The 16,583-nt window shown below is 33.4% G+C and carries 7 protein-coding genes; 1 reads left to right on the plus strand and 6 read right to left on the minus strand.

Going from position 1 to position 16,583, the window contains the following annotated elements; translation table 11 throughout:
* Nucleotides 1–66 precede the first annotated feature (66 nt).
* The 6 genes from KMW28_RS19260 to KMW28_RS19285 all read right to left on the minus strand — a co-directional run bounded on the left by KMW28_RS19260 (nt 67) and on the right by KMW28_RS19285 (nt 14,989).
* On the minus strand, nt 67–1,488 hold the full coding sequence (locus KMW28_RS19260) for a sulfatase family protein (protein WP_205958221.1): 1,422 nt from the start codon (nt 1,486–1,488) through the stop codon (nt 67–69).
* Nucleotides 1,489–1,632: 144 nt separating this feature from the next.
* Nucleotides 1,633–7,515, minus strand: coding sequence for a sialate O-acetylesterase (locus tag KMW28_RS19265; protein WP_169665979.1), 5,883 nt, complete (start codon nt 7,513–7,515; stop codon nt 1,633–1,635).
* 47 nt (nt 7,516–7,562) lie between these two features.
* Complete coding sequence (locus KMW28_RS19270) at nt 7,563–8,900, minus strand: hypothetical protein (protein ID WP_169665977.1); 1,338 nt, start codon at nt 8,898–8,900, stop codon at nt 7,563–7,565.
* A 66-nt stretch (nt 8,901–8,966) separates the two neighbouring features.
* Nucleotides 8,967–10,352, minus strand: coding sequence for a PKD domain-containing protein (locus tag KMW28_RS19275; protein ID WP_169665975.1), 1,386 nt, complete (start codon nt 10,350–10,352; stop codon nt 8,967–8,969).
* A gap of 72 nt (nt 10,353–10,424) precedes the next feature.
* Nucleotides 10,425–11,972, minus strand: coding sequence for a RagB/SusD family nutrient uptake outer membrane protein (locus KMW28_RS19280; protein ID WP_169665974.1), 1,548 nt, complete (start codon nt 11,970–11,972; stop codon nt 10,425–10,427).
* 20 nt (nt 11,973–11,992) lie between these two features.
* Nucleotides 11,993–14,989 (minus strand): SusC/RagA family TonB-linked outer membrane protein, encoded by a 2,997-nt coding sequence (locus KMW28_RS19285; protein ID WP_169665972.1) that lies wholly within the window; start codon nt 14,987–14,989, stop codon nt 11,993–11,995.
* 748 nt (nt 14,990–15,737) lie between these two features.
* Between KMW28_RS19285 and KMW28_RS19290 the strand changes: the two genes are divergently transcribed.
* Nucleotides 15,738–16,580: an SDR family oxidoreductase gene (locus tag KMW28_RS19290; RefSeq protein WP_240972992.1), complete on the plus strand. Its 843-nt coding sequence runs from the start codon at nt 15,738–15,740 to the stop codon at nt 16,578–16,580.
* Nucleotides 16,581–16,583 lie beyond the last annotated feature (3 nt).

The following is a 16,583-nucleotide window of genomic DNA, read 5'->3' on the forward strand; positions in this document are numbered from 1 at the left end:
TTAGACAGATTTAGTTGAATTAGTAAATACCAAAACTCCACAAAATGGAGCTTTGATATTATCTATTTAGTAGGTATAGTCAGCTCCGTCTCTACTCATAAGCCAAGAATTTTTCACTTTTTCCAACTCTTCTTTCATCTCTTCAAATTCTTTTGGAAATTTTTCTGAAACATCTGTAGTTTCATATGGATCATTCTTTAAGTCATACATCACCATAGTTTGTTCTTTCTTATCTGGGATACAGATTTTAAATCTTTCTCCAATAAGAGCATAAAGGTCAATTCCTTTATATAATCTTCTAAAACCTGAAGCAATATATTTGTCTCGAGGCATATCTTCTCCTTCAAATACTGGTACCAAACTAACGCCATCGACCTGAGGTTTTTTTGGCATTTTAGTTCCTGTTAACGCTAAAATTGTTGGTAACAAATCATTGGTAGAACCTCTAAATTCATTTACCACTGTACCTTTTGCAAAATGTGAAGGCCATTCAGCAATAAATGGAACTCTTAGCCCACCTTCCCACATTTGATGTTTATGACCTCTATAAGGTCCAGCAGATGCTGCTCCTTTTTTCATCTGACTACCACATGCACCATTATCACTAGTGAAAAGGATGATTGTATTTTCATCTAAACCTTTTTTCTTAAGGAACTTTTTTAAACGGCCAATTTGCTCATCCATTGCAGTAATACATCCGTACAAATGTCTTTTATCAATATTGTCAACATTCTTGTACATTTTCAAGTATTCAGGTCCAGCAACAACTGGCTCATGAGGTGCATGGAACCAAATTGTAGCTAAGAAAGGTTCGTCATTTTTAGCTGCTTCTTCAATAAATGGAATCGCTCTATCCATAATAATTCTGCTATCATCACCGTCAAGGTTTTCAGTAACCATTTCTCCATTTTCAAAATATCTTGATCCTCCCCAAGATCCATCTTTTTTAGCACCAAATCCTTTCCATCTTTCAGGAGTTTTAGTTGGATCCCATGTTGGAACTGCACTTTTTGTAGCAAAATAGTGTTCGAAGCCATGGAATGAAGGTGGTGAATAATATCCTCTTGATTCTACCTTATCGGGTTCAATCCAACCTAAATGCCATTTTCCAAAGAAACCAGTCTTATAGCCATCTCCTTTTAAAATCTCTGCAACCGTTTTTTCTGCGGGACGTAACGCAGCGGTATGTGCTGCTAAAATACCTGTTCTAAATGGATCTCTTCCTGTTAAACAACTTGCTCTTGAAGGTGAACATAAAGGTGATGCTGCATAAAATTTAGGCATAGTAACACCATTTGAAGCCATTTTATCCAAATGTGGTGTTTTGATAACATCATTACCATTGAAACCAACATCTCCCCATCCTAAATCATCCGCCATTATCATAATAACATTTGGCTTCTTCTTAGTCGATTTTGCATCCTTTTGAGCGTATAATTGATAATTTAAACCAACTACAGCGATAATTAGTATCCAGAATTTATTCATTGCTCTTAGTTTTAGTTCTATACAGTTGATATGATCTCTATTTAAAAAATATGTAAAAGTCACACCATATAATCTACTTTAAAGTGATAATTAGTAACAGAATGCACTCTTAAATAAATAAGAGTACATTCTGTTATGATATTATTAGTCTATCATGATTCTTTTTACAATTAAGCCATTTTCTGTCTTAATTTTCATGATATAAATTCCTGTTTTTAAGGTACCTCCGATATAAAAATGTGTTTGATTTTTAATAGTAAATACCTTTCGTCCATTCACAGTATAAATATCCGCCTCAAAAGGTTCTTCTAAACCATTAATTTTCAGCATATTTTTCACTGGGTTAGGATAAATAGTCACTTGATTATTATCCCCAATGATACCCGTCGGTCCTTCTTCATTAGAAATTAATGTTGCTTCGATTTCTATAGATTTTGCAGTTACAGCATTAAAAGAATAATTATATTTCTCTGTTGCTACTGCTTCAATCATTTCAACTCCATTAATCAATAACTCTTCAAAAAATTGGTTATCATTAGTCAAAATCTCAAGTTCAACCATACCATCAGTTCCCATTTCTGGCTGTATAAGATCTCCGCTTGACAATTCTTTACCTTTATAAAGAACTCTTACATTATCAGTGAAAGTGATAGGTACTTCAATCACATCCACTTTTATTCCAATATCATCTATACCCAGACGTGGGTTATTTAGTGTTGGATGAGTATCGTTACCATATTGGAACTTGATCATGACATTACTTTCATAAACATCAATCTCATCCATGGTTAAAGGATCTGATTTATCTTCATCCTCATATGCAGGGAATATTCCATCATTAGGAGTATAAGTTTTTAACTCTTCCCATGTTTCCCCTCCATTTGTACTCTTACTTACCACTAATTTCTCGGTCATATCAGTTTTACCAAATCGCCCAGCAAAAGATAATTTACCAATACGTTCTATTGTTGGAGTGATTAGATATCCAAACTCATCTTTACTTTCAGAATAGTACATTCTAAAAATATTATCACCAGGATAAAGTCCATGATTTCCTTTATCTCCTACATAATTAGCTCCACCTGAAGTCCAACCTGTTGGAATCTTATCTGATCCTCCTCCTTTTAAGAAGCCAATTTTATATTGATGATATTTTGAACGATAAACGGTTACTGTATAATCTTGAGTCGTATACCCATTAGCTGCAGTTACTGTAAAGTTCATTTCCCCTGCTTCTCCAGGAAGAGGAGATGGTTGATTATGAATTGTTACAGTTGCTCCCATAGCTCTTGGAGTTATGTTCACAAAGATATCTTCAAAAACCCCAATTGAATCGTTTGCTATATATGAGAATAAATCATCTGATGATAAAGTAAACTTTAACTCTTCATCAGATACAGTTCTTGTATCCGTTGATATCGATGAAATTCGAACATCTGATAAATCAGAATTTTCTTTTATCAACATTACATCATCCAAAATAAATACTCCTTCTGTGGTTGTCCCTTCAGGTATATTACTTTCGAATTTCATGTAATACTCTTTATCACCACCATTAATTGTGATATTTTCTTCAAGAACCTTGTTTGCGTTAATCAACTCTTCATGAGATATTTCCCAATATTTTTCCCATGTCATTTGATCCTCACTAATCGATACGCTAAACATAGCACCTTCGATAGCATCTTCTTCATCCATTGGTTTTAACTTGAAAGATAACTCTCCCATTTTTTTAAATGATACAGGAGATTCTATAGAGGATATATCTCTACCGAATAAAGCACTATATCCATCAATACTTCCTTCAAAAATACCTAGAACACCATATCCTTTTTGAATCCACCATTGGAAATCGTTACCTGCTCCGTCTTCGAAGTTATCTTCGAATAAAACTTCGATTGGAGTATGATATTCAAACTCAGAATAGATGGTTAAATCATCAATCCATAAGCGACAGTCATCATGAATATCAGGCTGACGATCTATTGTTGGAGTAAATACGATTTGAACTGATTTATCGGTATCTATTTTATATTGGAAATATCTCCATTCATCATCAGCAAGTAACGATCTATCTATTACGTCTAATTTAATGCGGTCACCATTAGAAGATACGGCTTCCACTAATAATTCAGTCGCACCAAAAGGCGCTTCAATAAATGCCCAGAATGATAAACCTTTAACATCTTCATATTCAGGGCTTGTTAAATGACCTTGATTACCTTCCTCACCTCTTGTAAACTTTAAAGCACCATTTCCCAAGAAATCACCATGACTTGACATTGGATCAGGTATATTGCTTGAAATCATTGTGGACTTAGAACTCCAACCAATAGGTGCAGTTTGTCCATCTTGTACAGGAAAACCTGTTTGGAAGATCACATTAGATTCAAATTTATAAAGAGTGAAATGATAAATACTTGTAATCGTCTCATCTATAGACGTTACTTCTATAACCACATCTTTATATGCATTATCACCTTCTCCTTTATTCTCTTGAGTGACTTTTACATTACAATCCGGATGATTTGCTACTCCTTTAATGTCTAATTCAGCTGTTATATCATCCGTATTGATAAAGAAAGTAAAATCTCTTTCTTCGATATTAAACCCAGGAATTCTTTGTCCATCCAAAGTCACCATACCTAAAGTGGCATCTGTTTGATAACCTTGTAAGATGCCATCGACATCGAAATCATCGTTTATTTCTTCTACCCATTCTTTAAGATATCCACGCATCATAGCCAATTTTTCAGCATAAGCAGGATCTCTATCGAATGACTCCATTTCTCCTGGATCTTTTTCTAAATCATGAAGAATTTCTCTATGGAAACCACCATCAAATAATACGTACTTTAATTCTTTTGTAACCACCATACGGCCAGTAATCGTACGAGCTGGAAGAGGATTGTAAACGTGCTGATAAAGTTCACTAACTAAATAATCTCTTTTAACTGCTTCTTTACCTCCATTATTTCTAAGAATATTTCCAGAAAGATCCTGACCAGCTAAATGACTTGGTAATTCACCACCAGCAATAGATACTAAAGTTGGATAAATATCTACCAACGATACTATACTTTCATCATCAATAACATTTGGAGTAGTTTGGCCTTTCCATGACATAATGTATGGAATATTCATCACCTCCTCATAAAAACATTTTTTTGATGACCAACGGTGTGCTGCCACTCCGTCACCATGATCTGTGGTATATACTATCAACGTATTTTCTAATAGACCTTCTGCTTCAAGAGTTTCATAAATGTGTCCAACGTGATTATCAATTTTTTCAACCAATAATTCATAACCATATAAATATTGCCTCCATTGATCTATTGTCCACCACGATGTGTGGTTAGAATCCCAATGCTCTGAACCCGGTACTGGATAACGTCTAGCATAATATCCTTCAGGTTCGATAAATGGAATCTCAAAGTTATCGGGAAGTGGAGGACATAATGCCGGATCATGATCATGTGGCACTTCACCATCAGTGAAATCAATTTTATAATCAAAATTGGAAATGATACGTGCTAATTCACAACAGTTATGAGGATTTAATAAAGATGTTACCAAGAAAAATGGTTTATCTTCATCCTTATGATCTTGGATATACTGAATACTTCTATTAGTAACATCTGTATCGTTGTGTTTCAATTTTTCATATTCGTCAAATCCATTCCATTCTAAGCTTGTCTCATATTTTGTATTACCAATATGCCACTTACCAAAATAACCAGTATTGTACCCGAGATCCTTCACTGCTTTACCTAACGATAAATAATCTGTCTCAGGGCTTCCTTGGCTTGGCATACGACCTGTAAAAATTGATCGTCTAGATGAAATACAAACAGGGAAACTACAGTAACCTCTATTAAATACTACACCATTATCAGCCAATTTATCAAACCCAGGTGTTTGTATACTATGACCTTTATAAGGCATAAAATTACCAGCATGTTGATCTGAAATAATAAAAATGATGTTTGGAGGAGGAACATCTCCTACTTCTTCATAATTAAAAGTTGCTTCTATTTTAAGGTTTTCATAATCAACATCAAATTGATGAGAAAGGGTATATTCACTTTCTCCTTCTGCCTCATTAACCTCGCTTCCATTTACAAGTAATTGAGTAATTACTTTCCCTTCTGGAGCCTGAATTAAAAGTTCTTTTTCTTCACCTTTTAAAGACGTGATTGAATTTGCTACAGAGGAATTTAATTCAAATTCATCAATGACAATTTTTCCTTCACCGTTATAATCAATATTCAGGATACCAATTTCTATATTGTATATTTTTGATAATACCTTTTGTGCATATTTCTGTCCCAACAGCAATTGTGATTTTGTATCAAAATGTGCGTCATCTCCATCAATATGTTCCAAATTCGTATTTTCAACATAGTCAGAGTTTTCAATTTGATCACTAATTCCTGTAAGCATCTCATTAAAATCTCCATATTTTGGAGTTTCTTCACCAATTCTATTCCAACCACCTAACTGTCCTGCAATAAAATAAGCATCCTGATTTTCCAAAATCGATCTGAGTTGATCAACAAATGTATTTAAACTGGACAGATAAGTATCTGGTTTAGAACTATCCGCTTCTCCTTGATGCCATAGTATAGATTTTACTTCTCCAAACTTAGCTACTTCTGCAATTCTAGATTTCAAAGGAGCAGAATACTCTCCTGTTGAAAACTGAGCAAGTGATGTACCCCCTCTAGCATTTACAATCAAGCCTATTTTTTTATCTGTATAAGCCGATACTGTTTTAGCAAATGCATAAGACGGGCTTACTCCTTGATATTGTGCTTCTTTTAGAATATTAGAAAATTGGTTCATTGGATTAGAAGCAGCTGTCCAATTATTGATCTTATTTAGTAAGAAAACGTTATCTATTTCGCCACTTACTTCTTCAGTAATTTCTGCACGACCTGCCATATTAGACTGACCTAATGCCACATAAATATCCATTTCTGGAGCTTTATTAAAAACTAAAGTAACTTTTCTTGAAGATTGATCTGGAGCCGTAATTGTAATTGTTGCTGTTCTTTCTTCTAATGAACCTTGAATATTTTCAGATTGATCGATTGTAATTTGAGCTAATTCATTTTTTAATTCAACTTCAACAAATGCTTCCGTTTGATTATAAGGAACATCAACTTCTAATGTTTCCATTGTATTCTCATAAGCAGAAATAAGGTGCCCATTCACTTTTACAGCAGTGATGGTTAGGTCATTCTCCTCACTCGGTAAATTAGCAATATCTTCCCACGAAGTACCAAAACGTAATTCATCTAAAATCAACGATTCTACACCGTCTCTTCTTTGTCTTAAAATGATAGAAGACAATGCTCTATCATCTCCATTTGAAGTCATCACATCCGCTCCTTGAGGTTCTTCTAAAGTCGGATCCGGATTAATAAATAGTTCTACTTCATCATTATCATCTCCTTCAATAAATGAATATTTCATTACTAGAAGATGTGCTACATTTTTTTCACATTCTACAGATGCCCATACTGATTCTTGTCCCTTATCTAAACCAAAGATTACTTTTCCATCCTGAACTTTGGCTAAAACTCGACCTCTTAATACTCTGGCTTTATCGCTTGGATTATTTTCTCTTGGGCTGAAAAACATATCACCATCAACATCATCTCCGGAAACGGATACTAACATCGAAAAATATAATTCCCCTTCTGAATAGGTACCCTCCAAACTTCTATATGCATTTTGAGCATTATTTGCGCCATTGACTAATTCAATAGCATTTCCTGATGATGGATAACCATTATAAGACAACCCTACTTCTGTGATTTTTATTGGAGAAACTTCTATGCCCTCCTGAGTAATTGCCCACCCTGTCACAGGATCAATTACCTCTTCATCTTCACTTGGATTTTCTACTAGTAACCTATTACTGGGATAGTCAAAGCTTTCTTCCAGTATTCGTTGACTAAATACATTTATACTGCTACTTATATAAAGTAGCAGTATAAAGAATAAACTTTTATTCATATTCAAAAAATTATAGTGTGTTTATAAGTGATTATGATTCACTTATTTTATTGGTTTTCATTGATGAGGAACTCTCTTAGAGCATAAATATCTTTTGTTACATCCTCAAATTTTTCTTTTAAAGGCATGTACCATTCAAATTCTTTAGAAACAATACCTTGATTAGTTCTTAAGCCATTCGATTCGTTATCGATGTATCTAAACCAGTGGAAACCTACACATCCTGGATGTTCAAGTAATTTCATTGTGAAGTTTTGGAAGAATTTACCTCTATCTTCTTGAGTAGGTACGGTCCATCCCTCACCCTGTACATTATTTAGACCTGTATCATCTCCTTTAACATAATATTCAGTGATAAAAAATGGAGCTCCTCCAGCTGCCCAATCATACATATCTTGTGATTCTGGCTCCCATCTATTGTAGAAATTGATACTAATCATATCTACATATTTTCCGGCTGCTTGATAGATTGAAGGAACAAACTTGGCATTACCATGGAGTCTACTTCCTAAATAAAGATGGTTAGGGTCATATCTCTTAATGGCTTCGCTTGTCACTTTATAGTATCTATCAGCTAAAAAACCATGAAAATCATATTCATCTTGTTCATCGGTTGTATAACCCGGTCCTTTTCTTTCTATCATCCATTGATTTACAGCCACAAAATTAGGATCTGTCTTATCACTAATATTTAAGTAACGTGGCAATAAAGCACCGTAGCTATTATTAGCAAATAAGGCAATTTCGTTATCTGAGAAATGCCCAAGTAAGAAAGGATCATTTTTTCTTGCAGCTAACTGTTTAGCATGTTGATCACAAAAAATTTCATATTCAGGATCAAAAATTGGTAAGACACCAACGTTCCATAAGGCTCCTCTATCGTACTCATTTTTATACGTTTGTGCAAAGTTCCATCGTGGAGTATATGCAATATTAGGAATGGTTTCATCAGACCAACATCCGATAGTATTTACACCCATATCATATAAATCACCAGGAAGATCTATATCTCCTCCTTTTTCAACTGAATTTAATCCAGCTGTAATAAATTCATATCCATCAGGGTCAACTAAATACCAATATCCATTGATCTGTTTTGTATAAAAGAACCCAGTTTTATCATATTGTTTTTTAAGGTTTCCTCCATATTGGCTATGAGACATCTCTACTATCTCTCCTTCTAATAACCTTACTGGATATACTTCTTTTCCAAGTACAGAAACTTCATCATAATGAAAATTAAAAATACTTACTCCAGAAGTATCTACTTCTGTTTCGTTATCTCCATCCCCTTCACCAGGAAAAATTACATCGTTTTCTGTTTTCTCACATGATGCAAAACCAATACATCCTAAGAGAAGTAATTTAAGTGTTTTTTTCAGCATAGCATTAGTTGTAAAAGCTACATTGAAAAAATTCAATGTAGCTATAATTAGTTTTAGTTTATTTAGTTAAGGTCTTGACCCAAAATTACTTGATCCATCTGATTTCAATAACTCAAATCTATCAAAGAATAAACGGTGATTTACATCTCCCGTCGCATTTCCCGGACGATTGAAACGGATAATAACTGTATCTAAATCCTTTCTTTCACTAGGTTTAGTTGAACTACCATCAGCATTTACCCATTCATCGCTATCATCAGAAAAGTCGAAAGATAAATCCTCCCATGAATCATTTGAGTTAATGTATTTTGTAATAACAATTTCATTATCTCTCACTCCTTCAATATCTCTTTCACGGGCGAAATTGTTACCTCTACTTTGTAATACACAATGTACTTCATGTGGACCTAGTTCTGTAGTTTGTTCATTTGCCACATCCGCATAGGCTAGGATTCTAAACTCTGATTGGTTAGTTAAATCAAGATATCCACCAGATGCTTCTAATACTTTGTTTCCATATAGTCTAAATGCCATATAGTATTCAGTTGCGTCTTTTCCACAAGTCATACGGGAAGTTCCATCATCTCCAGGTGTATGAGTTGGAATACCATAGCTACTTATCTGTCTACTTTGATAGTTACTATATCCACTAGTTGTACCATTTCCATCTGCTGTTTCAAATACTTTGTCCCAAGTACCTGGATAATTTCCTTCTTGGTCCTTGATGACTTGTTTATCTATTGTAAAAGGAGAATTGAAATCATTTCCTGTTTTATCATCACCCCAATCTGCATAAAATTCTATTTGATGTACAAAACCTGTTACAACTACAGTTCCTGTTACTTCCACAGATTCAACAGCTGCATGAGCGACAACTTTCACATCAAAAGTACCTTCTGATGAATACCCATATCTATGAGTTAATTGTTCTGCTAGGTTGGTATTAATCAACTCATCCGTATTTCCATCACCAAAGTCAAAAGTATATTTCCATACATTTCTTCCTTTCAAATCAAACTCTACAATACCTGCAGCAGTTGGTTCTCCTATTGTAATGTCAACTCCTTCTGGAGTAGGTTCACCAATAATAAAATTTAAATCTACTGATGTTGTATCGGCTCTACGTGGACCATATGCCACTAAACGAGGTTCTATATCATGATTACCCCAACCTAGATTACCATACGTATATGTACGCTCATTGTCCATGCTTTCAAAGGCAATCTCATCACCTGCAGCATTAAAATCGCCTGTTAATACTTTGAATAAGTGGATATTTTCACCTTCAAACTTAAAATTGACTGATGTTCCACCGGTTTTTTCTGCTTCAAATAATGTAACTAGCGGCTCTCCAGGACTCTCCGGATTTGTAAAATCTGTATTGTCTCTACACCCATAAAAGACCATCATTCCTAATACAAGTGTGAATCGAATTAGTAATTTCAGTTTCATTTCTTTAGTTTTTTCTAAGTTTATATGAAGCAATGTGTAAGTTATCTTTTACACATTGCTTTTTTATTATGATTAGTATCCAGGATTCTGTGGGAAATTATTCATCAACTGAATCTGGTTTTGAGGAATAGGCCAAGCACTATGATAATCTTTAAAGTTTGTTCTTCCTTCAAAGTGTGCATCATCATTACCTGCAAACTGTCTAATTTGAGAACCTAGCTTACCTATTCTTTTTAGATAAAACCATCTTTGACCTTCAAGAGCTAATTCCATTGCTCTTTCATCCATAATAGCTTGTTCATCCAAAGAAGTAAGAGGAGTTGCATTTGCTCTTGTTCTCACTGCATTTAAAAATTCTAATCCTTTAGAAGCACTACCGCCTTTAAGATGAGCCTCTGCTGCCATTAAATAAGTTTCAGCTAAACGATACTTTACGATATCCATGTACCCTTCACGAACATCATCTGGCATTTCTGGATCATAATTTTTCCATAGTGAGATACGTTTATTATTATAATCTGTTTCTTCAATTTTTAATTTTAATGTGTCTCCTACCTGAACCCCACTTGGTAATGAGTTTTCATCATTATAAATAAGGTAATCTCTATAATAATCTTTATATCTAGTATCACCTGCTTCATACATATTCAAAAGATAATTATTTGGAGCAGACCAACTTAAAGATCTACCACCTTGAGTTGCATCTAATGCAAAACCATCCAAATTATAATACCTTGGAACAAACATGTAAAAAACATTGTGCTTACTACCTCCACCATAATTACCTTGAAGGTTAAAGTCGAATGGCATTACATATAAAGCCTCATTTACATCTTTTACTCCTGTATTCTTACCAAATACCGTTTCTGTATTAGCAGATAAAGCTTTGCCACTGTTATAGATGATATTTTCAGTCAACTCAATAGCTTCATCATATTTATTTTGCCATAAAGCTGATTTTGCTCTAATATGTGCTGCAGAAGATTTACTATGACGACCTACTGCTGCTTCCCAAGATAAGTGTTCAATTGCAAAATCAAGATCACTATCAATTAATTCAAAAACTTCTTCCTGACTAGCTGGGCTATAATCGATATCTGGATCTAAAGCTGTTTCTGGAGTAGTAGAAGTGGTTGTTAGATAGACATTATCAAATAATCTTAACAAAGTAAAGTATGCATGAGCTCTGTGTACTTTTGCTTCAGATAAAATTTGATTTCTAGCTAAATCATCCATTTCTACATTTGGAGCAGATTCAATAGCTCCATTTGCTCTTTCTATGATACGATATTGATCTTTCCAAAAAGTTTCAGCCTGTTCAAAAGTGATAGGGTTGTACATATCAGGATTGTAATATTGTAATCCATTAAATGCACCTCTTGTCACTGCTAAATCACTTAATACTTGAAGAACACAATAATCTTTAGATTCTGAACTATGAATAATTGATCTTTCTCTATTGTAAAGTGAAACAATTAGAGTATTCAAACCTGCTTCAGTATTGTAAACAAAACCGTTGTCCACTTGTGTAGGATTTTTTTCTGTTAACCAATCAGAACAACCTGTTGATAATAAACCTACTGCAACGATTAATGCTTTATATATTGTTTTTTTATTCATTAATTTCATAACACATTTTATTAGAAGGTAACATTCACACCAAAATTGTATATAAATGCTTCTGGGTAGCTACCAGGTTCTTTTTCTGGGCTATAAGAAGGGTAGTTCATCCAAGTGAATGGATTTGTAACAGAAGTATATAATCTTAGTCTTTGCAATTGAAGTTTATTCAATGCTTTCTCTCCTAAAGAATAACCAAGTACCATCGATCTTAATCTTACGAAAGATGTTTTTTGATATCCAAGAACATCCATATATAATGGTGATTGAGCATTCGAAGGAGCTGGAGCTGTGTTCGATGGATTTTCAGGTGTCCAATAATCCACTTTAATTCCGTTTCTATTACCTCTTAAGTCACCACCATTTGCATTAGATGTAAGGTATGAATTATGTCGAACCTGCCCTTGAACAGTATAAAAATCAGCTGAAAAATCGAAATTTTTATAATTAACATTCAAAGCTAATGATCCCATCCAGTTAGGTGTTCTGTCATAAATAATTCTATCATCATCATCTAAGACACCATCACCATTTTGATCCTTCAATCGAATATCTCCAGGTTTTGCACCTGTCATATGAGATTCATTTATTGGATCGCCTGTTTGCCATATACCATCAAATTCATAATCATAATATACACTTATTGGCTGCCCAACAAATAACCATCCTGTAGTACTACCTACATTAGGGATAACATCTAACCCTCCATACAATTCAGTAATTTTATTTCTATTCATGGAGAAGACTGGAGTCAATGAAATGGATAGATCTTTCTTACGAATAATTTCCGCTGTTAAAGTAAGTTCGAAACCTGTGTTTTCTACTGATCCTACATTATCTATCATCTTAGTATAACCCGTTGTACTGTTAATATCTCTTGTAATTAAGAGATCTTTTGTTGTTGCATGGTAGTATTCAAATGCACCTTGAATTCTCCCATCAAAGAAACCAAAATCAATACCTGTGTTTAATGTAGTTGTTGTTTCCCATCTTAAGTTCGGGTTAGGCAACATAAAATCCGGAGCAAAACCTGCTGTTGTATTACCATTAAAGATATAATAGTATTCTGTTGCTGTACCTAAACTACTATAAGGGCTAATTGCTTCGTTACCAACAGAACCATAACTTGCTCTAAACTTTAATACATCTAAGAAATCAGTACCATTAAAAATATTTTCTCTGTGAATATTCCAAGCAACAGCTAACGACGGGAAATACCCCCATTTATTATTATCTCCAAATACAGATGACGCATCTGCACGTGCCGTAGCAGTGAAAATATATTTTCCATCATAACTATATCGAGCACGTCCCATAAAAGAAAGTAAATTTCTTTCTGTTTCACTTCTTTCTACTTGTTGGGTCTCTGCTCCGGCAATACCTTTCCAACCTAATAAATCATTTGAAAATCCGAATGCATCATTTTTAGTTCTACCCCATCTTCTTTCAATAGTAGATTGAACTCCTGTGAAATCAATTTTATGCTTATTGAATTTTTTCTCCCAAGTAACAATGTTCTCTAACATCAATTCTGTTGTATTATCATTATAATGGGATGCAATACCTGATTTACCAATGCCTTGTTGTTCTAATGATGATTGGTAATTACCATCAACTACATTATTATGTCTATAACTTGCATTTGCTCTGTATTTAATATCAAATGGCAACTTAAAATCGAGGAATACATTGTATAAACCTTTATTTGTTGTGCTTTGTCTATCAGTTTCATCAATATTAATAAAAGGATTGAATTGTTGACCTTTATCAGCTACCCAACGACGGTAAGTTCCGTCTTCATTATATATACTTGATAATGGAGAGTTTGTAAGATAGTTTAGATTGTTAGCTTCTCTATTTCTTAGACCATTCATAAATGAGATATTCGAACCAATTGTTAACCAATCATTTACTTTCTGATCTACATTTAATCGAAGGTTTACTCTTTGATAATCAGAGCCTGGTAATAAACCATCATTTTTATAATAACCTGCTGAAAAAGCTGCTTTTGTTTTGTCGTTACCTCCTCTAACTGAAACGTTGTGTTGTGTAACTACAGTATTTTGTCTTAAAACCTCTTGTTCCCAATCTACAAATTGACCAGATGCCAAAACTTCTCTTTGAAGTTGTGAAAAGACAATATCATCTGGCTGGTAAATACCATAATTATCGTTTCTATGGGCTTCTCTTGCTAATTGAGCAAATTCGTCACCATTATATAAATCAAAATTTCTTTGAACTGCATTTTGGAAACCTACAAAGCCATCATAGCTCACCTTTACTTTTCCTTCTTCTCCTCTATGAGTTGTTATTAATATAACACCATTAGAAGCTCTTGCTCCATAAATAGCTTGAGAAGAAGCATCTTTTAATACTTCTAATGAGGCTATATCATTAGGGTTTACATCATTAATTGAACCAACCGCTACACCATCTACGATAATTAAAGGATCATTACCACCAGAAATTGAATTTGATCCACGAATTAAAATAGAAGATGAACCGCCTGGAGATGCATTATCCAAACTAATTTGAACACCTGCTGCTTTACCTCTTAACATTTCTCCAACATCTGCTGTTGGAATTTTATTCATTTCCTCTGCTTCGACTGAAGAAATTGCACTTGCTACTTGACTTTTAGTTTGAGAACCATAACCAACTACAATAATTTCTTCTAGTTGAGCTACATCTTCTTCTAAAATAACTTTCATTTTTGATTGAGTTCCTACTCTTAATTGCTTCGTTACGAAACCAACAAAGCTAAATTCAAGAACAGGATCCTCTGTTGTTAGCACAAGTGAGAAGTGTCCATTAAAATCTGTAACAGATCCATAGGAAGTTCCAAATTCTTTAACGTTCACACCAATTAGAGCTTCACCGGATTCATCATAAACAGTTCCGGAAACTCTTGTTTCTTTTTGAGCATATACATTTAATGATAAGCAACATAAAAATGTAAATAGAAATACTGATTGCTTAAGTTTAGTAAATGCTTGTTTGCTGTAAAATTTTGACATTACAATAAACAGTCTAGTTGATAAATAATTTTAGTTTTTAATCGAGTTGAAGTAAGCTTCAACCTTCAGCCTTCTGATTCGAGAAATTTTACGAATTAATAGTTATAATTTGATATTAGGTTTAATAGCCGTAATGATTAGATCTTTTTCAACAGAAGGAAATCATTGTGTTAATGATTTAAGCGAGTTTAAATGGTTTTAGTAATTCATTTTCATTCATTTCAATTAACGCTTTAACGCATTTGTTTTACTTGACACACGCAATTAACATAAATAATTATTTATTTCAAAATGATAATTATCATTATTTGTATTTTATGCACTTATTAAATAATCGCATTTACAACACCTGTACTCTATGTTACAAGGTATTTACAGAAGTATTATTTAAATATATGAGCTTTCATTATTCATTTATTAAATTAAATACTATTTACTTATTTGATCTTACTTATTTAAAAACACGCAAACACACTCACCAAAAAAGCAATATAAATAGCGTTTTCTTGTTTATTTATCCTGAAAAATATAAGAATTAAAGTATCATATATATATTAAAAACAACAAAACACACAAAACACACACTTTTAAATATTACATTAAATTTAAATATACACCAACAAAACACTAACAATCAATTAATTAATAATAATAACACACAAACAAAGCACACATATTATAAAATAAATTTGCGTGTGTTTAAAACATTTCTATATATTTGCATTATAATATTAAACAAAAAGTAGAAATGATGAACAATACTTTTGCAGACTTAAAGAACAAAGTAACTGTGATTACAGGCGGTGCTGGCGTTTTAGGAAATAGCATCTGTAACGCTTTCGCTTCATGTGGTTCTAAACTAGCTATTGTAGATCTAAATTTAGAAAATGCAGAAAAACTAGCAAATCAACTAGTCAGCGACTATAACATCGAGGCGATTGGTGTTTCAGCAAATGTTTTAAATAAAGAAAGTTTGAAAGAAGCTAAAACTAAGATAAACAATCAACTTGGTGCAATTGAAATCTTAGTTAATGGTGCTGGTGGAAACCATCCAAAAGCAACAACAAGCGTAGAACAAATGGTATCTGATGAAATTGAAGGGTCATTTTTTGATTTAGATATTGAAGGGTTCGATTTTGTTTTTGATTTAAACTTTAAGGGCACTTTGTTACCATCAATGATATTTGGAAAAGATATGATTGGTAAAGAAAACAAAGGAGTAATTTTAAATATTTCTTCAATGAATGCCTTTAAACCTCTGACAAAGATACCTGCTTATTCTGCAGCAAAATCTTCAATTAATAATTTCACTGAATGGCTAGCTACTCATTTAGCCCCACAAAACATCAGAGTGAATAGTTTAGCCCCAGGCTTCTTTATAACTGATCAAAATCGATTTTTGGTTACCAATCAAGACGGATCATTCACTGAAAGAGGACAAAAAATTGTTAATGGTACGCCAATGAATAAATTTGGGAAACCGGATGACATTCAAGGTACAAGTCTTTATTTATGTTCAGACATTTCCTCTTTTGTAACAGGTATTTGCATACCGGTAGATGGTGGTTACAATTGTTTTAGCGGTGTTTAATAA

This window comes from Flammeovirga yaeyamensis (assembly GCF_018736045.1).
Lineage (GTDB): Bacteria > Bacteroidota > Bacteroidia > Cytophagales > Flammeovirgaceae > Flammeovirga > Flammeovirga yaeyamensis.